We start from the raw sequence: 9,411 nt of genomic DNA on the forward strand, positions 1-9,411 counted from the left end.
AGCCGCGCGGCACGCGGTGCCGCCACCCGCTCGGCGAGCGCGGCCTCCACCACCGGGGCCCAGCCGCGCACCATCCGCTTTAGTTCCTGGTCCAGCGCCTCGGCGTCGGGCATGTGGCCATCGCCGCGCACGTCGATGGTGTAGCGGATCAACGCGACGCCGCCGTCTTCCAGCACGATGGACCAGTTCAGCACGCGCCCGCCCGCCGCACGCGCGATGCTGTCTCCGAACGCGACGCGGCGCGCCGTCGTCACCTCGTCGCGCGGCAGCCAGGCAAAGGCGAACAGGTGCCGCCCAAGCGCCGATCGCACCAGCACCAGCTTGGGCCGCGGCCGGTCGGCGAGGCTCATGGCCGCCAGCGCCAGTTCCTCCAGCGCATCGGCGTCGAACGCGGTGACCAGGTCGTGCGGCAGCGCGGCGAGCGCATGGGTCAGCGCCTTGCCGGCATGGCCGCGCGGATCGAAGCCGAACCGGCCCTCAAGCTGCGCCAGCCGCGCGCGCAGCACCGGCACCTCCCGCGGCGGCGTCGCCAGCGCGGCACTGGTCCACAGGCCGGCATGGATCGACAGGCCGGCGAATGTTCCGCCCTCCCACGTCGGCACTACGATGAGGTCCAGCGGCACCGCGCGGTGAACGGTCGCGACCAGGCTGGACTTCAGCAGCAGCGGCGCCTCGCCGCCCGCCTCGAAGTGCTCCACCGCCAGCCTGCGCGACCCGTCGTCGAGTAGCGGCACCGCCTGCGCATGGCGCGCGAGCCCCAGCACCTCGCCATCGACGGCCGCGCCGTTCGCCGGCGGAACGCGCCAGCGTTCGTGGCCCAGCAGCGTGAACCGCCCGTCGAGCAGCCAGTGGAGCAGCGCCGCTCCCTCGCCGACGCCCAGTACCTCCGCGTCGCGTGCGAGCCGCGCGCGCATGCCCGCCCAGTCGCTCACCGCCGCGCGCACGTCGGCGAGGTTGTGCATCAGGTCGTCGACCAGCTTGCGTCGGCGAAGCGCGTCGATCCGCTCGAGTTCCAGGTACATCATTGACTCCGGCGACCCGCCTTCGTCGATCGCCAGCAGCGTGCCGTCCGGCGTGCGCCGCGTCGCCACCACCGGATGGATGATCCGGTCGATCGCGATCTCGTCGAGGCCCAGCGTCGCCGCCACCGTGTCCACCAGAAACGGCATGTCGTCGTTGACGACCGCCAGCCGCAGCCGCCGTCGCGGGAGCCCGGCGGGCAGCGTCTCGAGCAGGATAGCGGGCTGGCCGCGCAGGCGAGACGCTGCGGCGCGAGCGACGAACGCCGCCGCCTCGTACCGGTCGGCATCGCCGAACCCCTCCAGCTCGCCGGGCAGCGCGCCGCGCGTCAGTCGGGCAGCAAGCGCGTCGGTCAACATGGGTTTTTCGGGGCTGGTCATGGCGCGGGCCTATGCTCCCGCCGACTAGCGACCTCAAGGCTCCGGTGGTCCCGCATGAACCGCTCAGACGGGGCGGCAAGGCCGGCAGTCAGCCGATCGCGGCCATCGCGCGGCGGACCAGCCCCGCCTCCGCGACCGTACCGACGATCTCGACCATGCCATCGGTGCCGGCGCGCGCGACCAGCAGCATCGGCGACCCCATCGCGACCGGAGCGGCCATCGCGATACTCGCCAGCGTCGGCCGCGCGGCGAAGCCCTTGTCGGCGCATACGGGCCGTGGCGTCGAACGCGATACGACGCGGGCGGCGCGCGCGGCCTGCACCACGCCCTTGATCCCGCCGGCATGCGCCTCGACGAACGCGCCGAGCCTGCCCGCCGCGATCCCGGCGTCGCGCGCGGCGGTGAGCACCGTCGCGAACTCGGTCACCCGCGTCTTGTCATAATCGGTCCCGAAGACCAGCTTCACCAGCGCCGTCATCGGTGCGCGTGCCTGGGCCGCGATCTCCGCTTCTGCCAGCAGCCGGGCATAGCTGTTCGGCTCTGCTGCGGCGGCCATGGCGAAGTCGTGCGCGCGGCCAAGCGCACGGTACAGCGCGCCGCGAGTACGTGTATCCGCGGCACGGGCCGCCGCCGCGCTCTCGCGCGCGATCGTCAGCCGATCGACGAGTGCGGCAGGGGCAGGGGCAGGGGCAGGGGCAGGGGCGGCATCGCCGACCGGCGGAGAGGCATGAAGATCGCGAGCGACCTCCGGCTCCGCACCGCCCGCGGACCTTGGCCCGTCCGCCCAGACCGGCGCATCGGAACGGGGTGGAACAGGCGTGGGCGTGGGCGGGAGCGCGGGCGTGGGAGTGGCGATAGCCGCCTGAAGCTCCGCGACGAGGCCCGCCTGCGTCTCCGCATCCGCCAGCTCCTTCCAATTGATGACGCCATAGATATAGTCGATCGTGTCCTCGTCGGACGAGAAGGGCATCAGGATGCCTCGATACAGCATCTGGTGCCCGCGCGTGCCGACGAACTCCGCCTCGAAGCCGATCGGCGCGCGATTGGCGATGATCTGGAGATAATGGTCGGTCAGCCGCGACAGCAGCGAGCGGCCGGGCACGTCGGCGATGCGCGTGATCGCGGGGTCGAGCGCGCACTCTTCACGCAGCGACCGGCCCAGGAACTTGATGGAGGGATCCTCGATGCCGCGCGAGAAGTCCAGCAGCACGCTGTGCGGGCCGAAATCGACGATACCGGCGGGGTCGAGGTTCTCGATCGAGGGATAGGCGCGGCCCTGCAGCAGCGAGACCCAAAGGTTGTAGGCCCGCACATGCATCCGCCGCTCGTCGTTGCCGATCGCGAGCGTCACCTCCGCGTCCTGGGCGCCCCTGGCTTCCTGTGCGTCGTCCAAGCCGCCTGTCGCGTCCATGCACCTGTCTCCGGCCGCCGATCGACCGCCGGACCTGATGTGCGCCCTGTCTGGTAAACCCGCGGTAAAGGCGCGCGGTGGCGTATCGCTTGTCAGCAACAGGCCGACCTGCTAGCCGCATCGTCCATGGACGCCTCGGCGTCTAGGAGCCGCTTTAGCTCAGCTGGTAGAGCATCGCATTCGTAATGCGGGGGTCGCAGGTTCGAGTCCTGCAAGCGGCACCATCACAACAGCCTGAGAAACAATGAGTTTCTTGCTGCCCGCTCGCCGGGTGGTAGCCAGATCGATGATCTTGGCATCGCGTTGGTATCGCAGGTGAGGTTTGGTGAGCCTGCCCACGTCGGCTCAGAACGCTTCGACCCCGTCGATGAAGCCTGTGAGATACTCGGGCCGTAGGTGGTTGTAGTGCTTCTTGTTGGTGGTCTCGCCCCGGTGGCCCGCGGCTGACTCGATCTGAGCCTCAGGCACACCGCGGCGGTGCATTTCGGTGCTCGTGGTGTGACGAAGGGTGTTGGGCGAGCCGATCCCAACCAGCTTGGGCCGCGGCGAGGTTTCGCCCAGGCGACCACGCACCGGCAGCCATAACTCACTACCCTGCTGGTCATGGGCATGTTCACATATGCCTGCTGCGATGAGGGTCTTCTCGAAGGCAGTCTTGATGCTCTCGACCGGATGCAAATCGAAGCGAAGCTTGCCGGTCTCCGTGTCCACTGACCGCATCTGCCACTGGATGGCCCGGCCAGATTATAGATCGAGCCACGGTGCAAGGGTTGGACACACCAGAACGATCGATCGACGCTTCTTGGTCTGAGCTCGACCCGGCGCATTGAAATAGAGGAGGCCGCCGCGGTGCTGCGTGTCCTTGTCGAGCTCCAAAGCGGCTTCCACGCGCGCGTTGGTGCTGAGCATGATCATGGTGAACATATGGATGTGACGACGCTCTTCCAGCGCCCATGCCGCTTCCAGAAACGCCGCAACCTGATCGACGGTATAGACCAGTTCACGCGGCTCGCTCTTGTTCCTGGGATCGGGGACGAACGGTGCAGACGGGATGAGGTTGCGTTTCTTCCATGCCCAGTTGAGAGGCTGGCGCAGCGCCGCAGTGTCTCGTGCGATGGTCGATGTGCTCACGCCTTGAGCGGCATGCCACGTATGAAACCGCTCCATGAGCACGCTGTTGATGTCGGCGACGGTGGGTGGCCCCAGGAGGCGCCCAGATGATTGCTCGACCGCGAAGAACGCCTGCCAGTGCGAGACGCCGTTTGCGTAGCGGACCGGGTCACTGAGATGGACTTGGGCATGCTGAAGAAGCCAGTCCGCCATAAGCTTTTCAACATACACAACCTTGAAGGGCGCTGTGACCGGCGCTTGAGAGGCGAGGTAATGGTCAGCTAGTGCGTCGAGAAGCGGTTTGGACAGCTTATCTGTCTCACCGCCTCCGATGCCAGCAGACGCACCAGTTGTCGCGGTCAGGTCGATACCAGAGCCAGTAGGGACCGAGCTGGTGGCGTTTACCGCTCGCCGACGTGGCTGCGCGGCCGGCTCGTTACCTTGGCATAATGCGTTTAGTTCCGCTACTTCTAGGAAGAACAGTGCTTGGTAGATCGTTGGCGACATGAGCACCGCTGCCTGCGCAGGCGTCAGGCTGAGCCTTCCCCCCTTTGCGGGTAGCACGCCAAAGAGCTTTGGCAATGGAGTGAGCGATCAATGTCATGTGCGTGTCATAGGATACGCACATTGCCCAGAGTAGCATTTTTAATCACGCAAGATAGATGACTGTAGATGCTTCTTCCTCGTCGGCATATCCGCGCCGGGATACATCGGCCGCCACCATGCTCGCCGCGGGCTTTGAGCAGACCACGGCGTCTCGAAAGATCAGCCTTCGTCAGTTGGGTAAGAAGCTTGGCTACAAGCAAGCGGTGGCTCTATCGCACATGGCGAAGGGACGTATTCCGATTTCCATTGAGCGAGCGACGCAGCTGTCTGAGGCTTTAGGATTCGATCAAGGCACATTCCTCATGGCGATCTTGGAGCAGCGTTACCCGATGGTCAGCTAGGCGGATCGCCTGCGACCGCAACCGCAGGAGCTCTTCAGCGGCTACGACGGAATATTAGCGGGCGTTCCATTGGCTGATTTGGAGGTAGAACACAGGCCAGTTGCGGAGGAGCTCGTCCGTGACAGGCACCCGCAGGAGCGATGGCTCGTTGTTCTGAAGGTTGCAATTATGGCGGCGATCAGGTCGGCAAGGCCGGAGGTGTCGCAGCATGGTCTGATGCCAAAGGAGCATTTTCTGATTACAATCGCTTTGTCGACTTAATAAGTGCGTATTGCATCATACGCTATCTGATACGCCTGTTCGAAACCGCCCGTCGTCGGGCGATCACGTTTGGTCGGTCGTAAATCAGCCAAGACGACTATCAAGTCGCGATCCGCAAGCTCGGTTGGCAGGTGCTGGAGGATCTGAACAGCGAGATTTCGATCTCGTCAAGGATGGTGCGGACCTCTTGTTCGAGATTATCCAGGCGCGATTAGATCTGGCCATCGCGAAGCTGCGGTACCTTGCCTCCAAGCGCATCCACGGCGCAGAGGATGTGGCCAAGCTGATCGACGTGATGTTGTGGAATGGTAGCGTCGGTGTGCTCGATGCTCGTCGCCAAAACACATCTTCGATAGTGGCTATAAGCGCCAGTATCTTGCCACTATTATCAACGCCGATCAGGACACTAAGCTTGTCCTCCATCCTACGCTGGTCGCTGCGGTCGCCAACGGCTCCTGATCTTCTAGCAATATATCAGTATGAGCCTAGCAGCTCCTGAAGGTAATCCGAACACATTCTTGCTAATGTTGCTGTAGCATAACGCAATGTTCCAGCTAATCCCCTCGTCCAACGTAGCGGACTTAACATGAACGGATGTCCGAAGCTGAGGAATGGTCAGTATGCGTCGAGCGACCGCTATTGGATCATTCATTGGCGTCGATCCATCCTTGCGCACGGGCTTCAGCGATACGGTTCCTGGCGACCGGGATCAGCAGGCCGTTCGCGAGGCGAAGGCGCCAGTTCCGCGCGTCGCGCTCGCCCGCCTCGACACTGTCGGCAGCGACCCACCAGCTGCGATGGACCTGCATCCCGTTGAGTGATCCGTGTCGGGCGATCGCTTCGGCAAACGTCATGAGTTCGAGCGTCGAGCCGGACCGGCGATGGACCCGGACGTAATGATCCTCCATCTGGAGACAGAGCACCGGGTCGGCCGAGCGTGGCTGGAGCGGTGTCGCCGCGACCTCGACGGGGACGGCCGGTCCGATGGCGGACCTCTGTCTGCGCGCGATCTCGACGAGTAGCCAGAGGACAACGACGCATAGCTCGACGAGCAAGGTTTGGCCGTACCAGTCCAGCGGTCGAAGCGCCGCCGTCTGCCAAGGCCAGATCGTCCCGGTCACGAGCGCGGACACGACGCTGATCGGCACCGCGGCGACCAGCAGCCCCACCGCCAGCGCGAAGCTGCGCGGCAAGCCGAGGCGCGCACTTACCCTCATCGCGAGCGGAACGACAAGGCCCGCGATTACCGTACCCGCCAGCGTCATGCCCGCTCAGTCGGCAATGCGGGTCAGCACGTCCCCGTTCAGGTAGCTGCCGAACGGGCCGACGATACCCAGAACGATGCCGAGCACGCCGGCGAAGCTGAGCGCGCGTGCCCACCACGCCGCTCCGCCCACCTGACCGTTCCAGCCTTCCGTCATCACGGGACAAGATTGCCGTTTCGGGCAGCGGCTCGCAAGCCTGTACCGATTGCCCGTTCGCGAACCCGCTCGCCCGCCCGCGCATCCGCGCTGGCCACCACATCGGAGTAGACGCATCGGGTTGTGCGAAAGGACCGTCATGACCGATCTCACGCTCGCCCCGCCGCCGTCCGCCGCGTTCGATCGCTTCGCAGCGGCGCCTCCGCTCGCCATCGCGGGCGGCCTCGTTGCGGGGTTGCTGCTGACCGCCGGATACGCTCTCCAGCCGCTATGGTGGACACCGTGGCTCGCGCCCATCGCGATGCTGGCGGTATGCCGGACCGAGCGCGACGCGCGGGTCGCGGGCTCGGTCGCGGGCGCCGCCGCGATGCTGGCGGTCTGGTCCTACTATGTCGCGCAGATCGGATGGGGCGTGGCGCTCGCGATCACCGCGCTGCGGATCGGCGGCTGGCGGCTGTCGGCCCGACTCGCGTTGATCGCCGCGCGCCGACGGCCTCTGTGGCTTGCGGCGCTCGTCCTGCCGGCGAGCCAGGCGGGGTTCGAGGTCGCGACCCTGACCCTGTCGTCGCATGGCGCGGCGGAGAGCCTCGCCTACAGCCAGATGGCGCATCCCGCGCTCGTGCAGGTCGCGTCACTGGGCGGCGTGTCGGCGGTGGTGTTTCTGGTGCTGCTGCCGGGATCGCTGGCGGGGCTGTGGTTTGCGCTCCGGCCGACGCGGCGGGATGCGCTAGCGGCGCTCGCCTGTGTCTGCGCGATCGGGCTTGCAGCGACGGCGTGGACCGCAGTGGCGTTCCACGCTGTCGCCTCGGCACCTCGGATGCGGGTCGCCCTGGTCGCGACCGACGAACTGCCCGGTATCCCGACCGACTGGGGCAGGGTCTGGTCCGCGTACCGGCCGGCCGTGCTGTCGGTCGAGCGCGGAACCGCGCTGACCGTATTGCCCGAGAAGGTGGCGCGGCTCGACATGACGGCGATACCCCGCGTCGAGCGCGATGTCGCGCGCGCGGCCCGGGCGGTCGGCACCACCATCGTCGTTGGGCTGGAGGTGCGGGACCGCATCGGCGAGCGCGGACGCGCGCTGGCGATGGATCCCGCGGGCCGCGCGATCTGGTACGACAAGCAGCGGCTGCTGCCGGGGTTCGAGGATCGCGACCGGCCGGGCCACACCCCAGTCACGATCGGGGTCGCAGGGGCGATCGTCGGGCTGGCGATCTGCAAGGACATGCACATCCCCTCGATCGGGCGGGAGTATCGCGGGGTGAGCGTCATGGCGGTGCCGGCGTGGGACTTCGGTCGCGACGGCTGGATGGGCGCGCGCATGACCGCCCTGCGCGCCGTCGAGAACGGCTACGCGGTCGCGCGCAGCGCACGCGAGGGCCGGCTTGGTGCCTACGATCCCGCCGGTCGGGCGATCGTCGAACGCTCGACCACGGCGCGGGCGATGGTGGTCGCGGCCGACCTTCCGATGGGGGTACGCCCGACGCTCTACGCGCGGGTGGGCGACCTGTTCGGCTGGGCATGCCTCGTAGCGACCACCCTGCTGCTGGTGATGAGTGGGTGGACGCCGCGCGGGCGGGGAGAAGACGGCATGCCAGCCAAACGCCGCTAGCCTCAGCCGATGACCGACAGTCCCCCTGTTCTCCGAACGCGAACGGACGTGCGGGCCGATCTCCGACGGCTCGGCGTCGCCGCTGGCGACGTGCTCATGATACACGCCGCCATGAGCAGGGTCGGGCCGCTGCTGAATGGCCCCGACGCACTGATCGGCGCGCTTCTCGACGTGATCGGGCCGGAAGGCACGTTGATCGCCTACACCAGCTGGGACAGCGTCCACGACGATCTGCTCGACCCCAACGGTCGGGTGCTGGCCGAGTGGCGGGATCACATCCCTGGGTTCGACCCGCTGAGGTCGCGTGCGGTGCGGATGAACGGTATGTTGGCAGAGTTCCTGCGGACGACGCCCGGCGCACGCCGCAGCGGCAACCCCGGTGCCTCGATCGCTGCGCTCGGCCGGCTCGCCGACTGGATCACGGCGGAGCACCCGCAGGACTATGGCTATGGGCAGGGCTCGCCGCTCGCCAAGCTGGTCGAGACGGAGGGCCGCGTGCTGATGGTCGGCGCGCCATGGGACACGATGACCCTCATCCACCACGCCGATCATCTCGCGGACGTCCGGGGCAAGCGGACCCTCCGCTACGAGGTGCCCTATGCCGGTCCGGACGGCGTGACCTGGCGGATGATCGAGGAGTTCGACACGGCCAAGCTGATCCTACCGGGCATGCCCGAGAACTATATCGAGCGGATCGTGTCAGACTTCGTCGAAGTAGGTGACGGCCGTGACGGCCGTGTGGGACAAGCCGCCTCCCTGCTCGTCGACGCGGCGGCGATACTGTGGTTCGCCACCTCCTGGATTGAGCGCTGGGATAGCTTCACGCCAAAGCGCTAGTTCCTGGGCCAAGCGTAGCTGAGCATTCTTCCGAACCAACGTTCGCCCTCATGAACAAGCGGCCAGTCGTGAGTAGCGCGTGCGTGCCGCTGGGTAACCGGGTCTGGGTCATCCTGACGTCACTTGGGTCAGATCCGCCCGCAACTCGGCTCGCTTCGTTTTCTGCTTAGTTAGCATTCGCCAGACGATTGACGTTCAGCCATAGGCGTCTCGCCCCAGCCGGCCGGTCGCGCGGAGGAGGGCAGCTTGGGCGATCAGGACGTCGCTGCGGCTCCGGGCCAGCGCGAGCTGCGCGGCGCGCAGCGACTCGTCGGCGATCAGGATGTCGAGCGTGGTGCGCAAGGAGAAGGCGTACTCCGCCCGCACGCCCTTGAGCGCGAGGTCGGCGGCCGCGACCTGCCGGTCGGCGGCGTCG

General features: G+C 66.8%; 9 protein-coding genes, 1 tRNA gene and 1 pseudogene. 4 read left to right on the forward strand and 7 right to left on the reverse strand.

The window, feature by feature from the left end; translation table 11 throughout:
• Positions 1-1,400: pseudogene (locus tag HUV01_RS07985) on the reverse strand (NAD-glutamate dehydrogenase domain-containing protein); the annotation flags it as partial.
• 88 nt (positions 1,401-1,488) lie between these two features.
• A complete protein-coding gene (locus HUV01_RS07990; protein ID WP_254606490.1) occupies positions 1,489-2,793 on the reverse strand; it encodes a PAS domain-containing protein in 1,305 nt (434 codons plus the stop codon).
• Between the two features lie 166 nt (positions 2,794-2,959).
• On the opposite strand from HUV01_RS07990, the gene HUV01_RS07995 reads away from it, so the two are divergent.
• A tRNA-Thr gene (locus HUV01_RS07995) sits at positions 2,960-3,035 on the forward strand.
• Between the two features lie 121 nt (positions 3,036-3,156).
• On the opposite strand, the gene HUV01_RS08000 is transcribed toward HUV01_RS07995, so the two are convergent.
• Positions 3,157-3,522: a tyrosine-type recombinase/integrase gene (locus HUV01_RS08000; protein ID WP_174297767.1), complete on the reverse strand. Its 366-nt coding sequence runs from the start codon at positions 3,520-3,522 to the stop codon at positions 3,157-3,159.
• 33 nt (positions 3,523-3,555) lie between these two features.
• Positions 3,556-4,503, reverse strand: a complete 948-nt coding sequence (locus HUV01_RS08005; RefSeq protein WP_217430957.1) for a hypothetical protein — start codon at positions 4,501-4,503, stop codon at positions 3,556-3,558.
• 80 nt (positions 4,504-4,583) lie between these two features.
• Here HUV01_RS08005 and HUV01_RS08010 point away from each other — a divergent pair, with 80 nt between their 5' ends.
• On the forward strand, positions 4,584-4,868 hold the full coding sequence (locus HUV01_RS08010) for a helix-turn-helix domain-containing protein (protein ID WP_174297769.1): 285 nt from the start codon (positions 4,584-4,586) through the stop codon (positions 4,866-4,868).
• Between the two features lie 905 nt (positions 4,869-5,773).
• Here HUV01_RS08010 and HUV01_RS08015 read toward each other — a convergent pair.
• Positions 5,774-6,394 (reverse strand): LytTR family DNA-binding domain-containing protein, encoded by a 621-nt coding sequence (locus HUV01_RS08015; RefSeq protein ID WP_174297770.1) that lies wholly within the window; start codon positions 6,392-6,394, stop codon positions 5,774-5,776.
• Positions 6,395-6,400: 6 nt separating this feature from the next.
• Positions 6,401-6,553, reverse strand: coding sequence for a hypothetical protein (locus tag HUV01_RS08020; protein ID WP_174297771.1), 153 nt, complete (start codon positions 6,551-6,553; stop codon positions 6,401-6,403).
• Positions 6,554-6,689: 136 nt separating this feature from the next.
• On the opposite strand from HUV01_RS08020, the gene HUV01_RS08025 reads away from it, so the two are divergent.
• Together HUV01_RS08025 and aac(3) are read left to right on the forward strand one after the other, a co-directional pair.
• On the forward strand, positions 6,690-8,159 hold the full coding sequence (locus tag HUV01_RS08025) for a hypothetical protein (RefSeq protein WP_174297772.1): 1,470 nt from the start codon (positions 6,690-6,692) through the stop codon (positions 8,157-8,159).
• 48 nt (positions 8,160-8,207) lie between these two features.
• A complete protein-coding gene (gene aac(3) / locus HUV01_RS08030) occupies positions 8,208-8,996 on the forward strand; it encodes an aminoglycoside 3-N-acetyltransferase (protein WP_254606492.1) in 789 nt (262 codons plus the stop codon).
• 195 nt (positions 8,997-9,191) lie between these two features.
• Here the strand turns inward: aac(3) and HUV01_RS08035 are convergent.
• Positions 9,192-9,411, reverse strand: a 220-nt coding sequence (locus HUV01_RS08035; RefSeq protein ID WP_174297774.1) for a TolC family protein, incomplete at its 5' end; no start/stop codon positions are given.

The organism is Sphingomonas bacterium (assembly GCF_903643035.1).
Lineage (GTDB): Bacteria > Pseudomonadota > Alphaproteobacteria > Sphingomonadales > Sphingomonadaceae > Sphingomonas.

Coding starts and splice junctions, on each gene's coding strand:
- HUV01_RS08010 (WP_174297769.1), top strand. CDS start 4,584: ATGACTGTAGATGCTTCTTCCTCGTCGGCATATCCGCGCCGGGATACA.
- HUV01_RS08015 (WP_174297770.1), bottom strand. CDS start 6,394: ATGACGCTGGCGGGTACGGTAATCGCGGGCCTTGTCGTTCCGCTCGCG.
- HUV01_RS08025 (WP_174297772.1), top strand. CDS start 6,690: ATGACCGATCTCACGCTCGCCCCGCCGCCGTCCGCCGCGTTCGATCGC.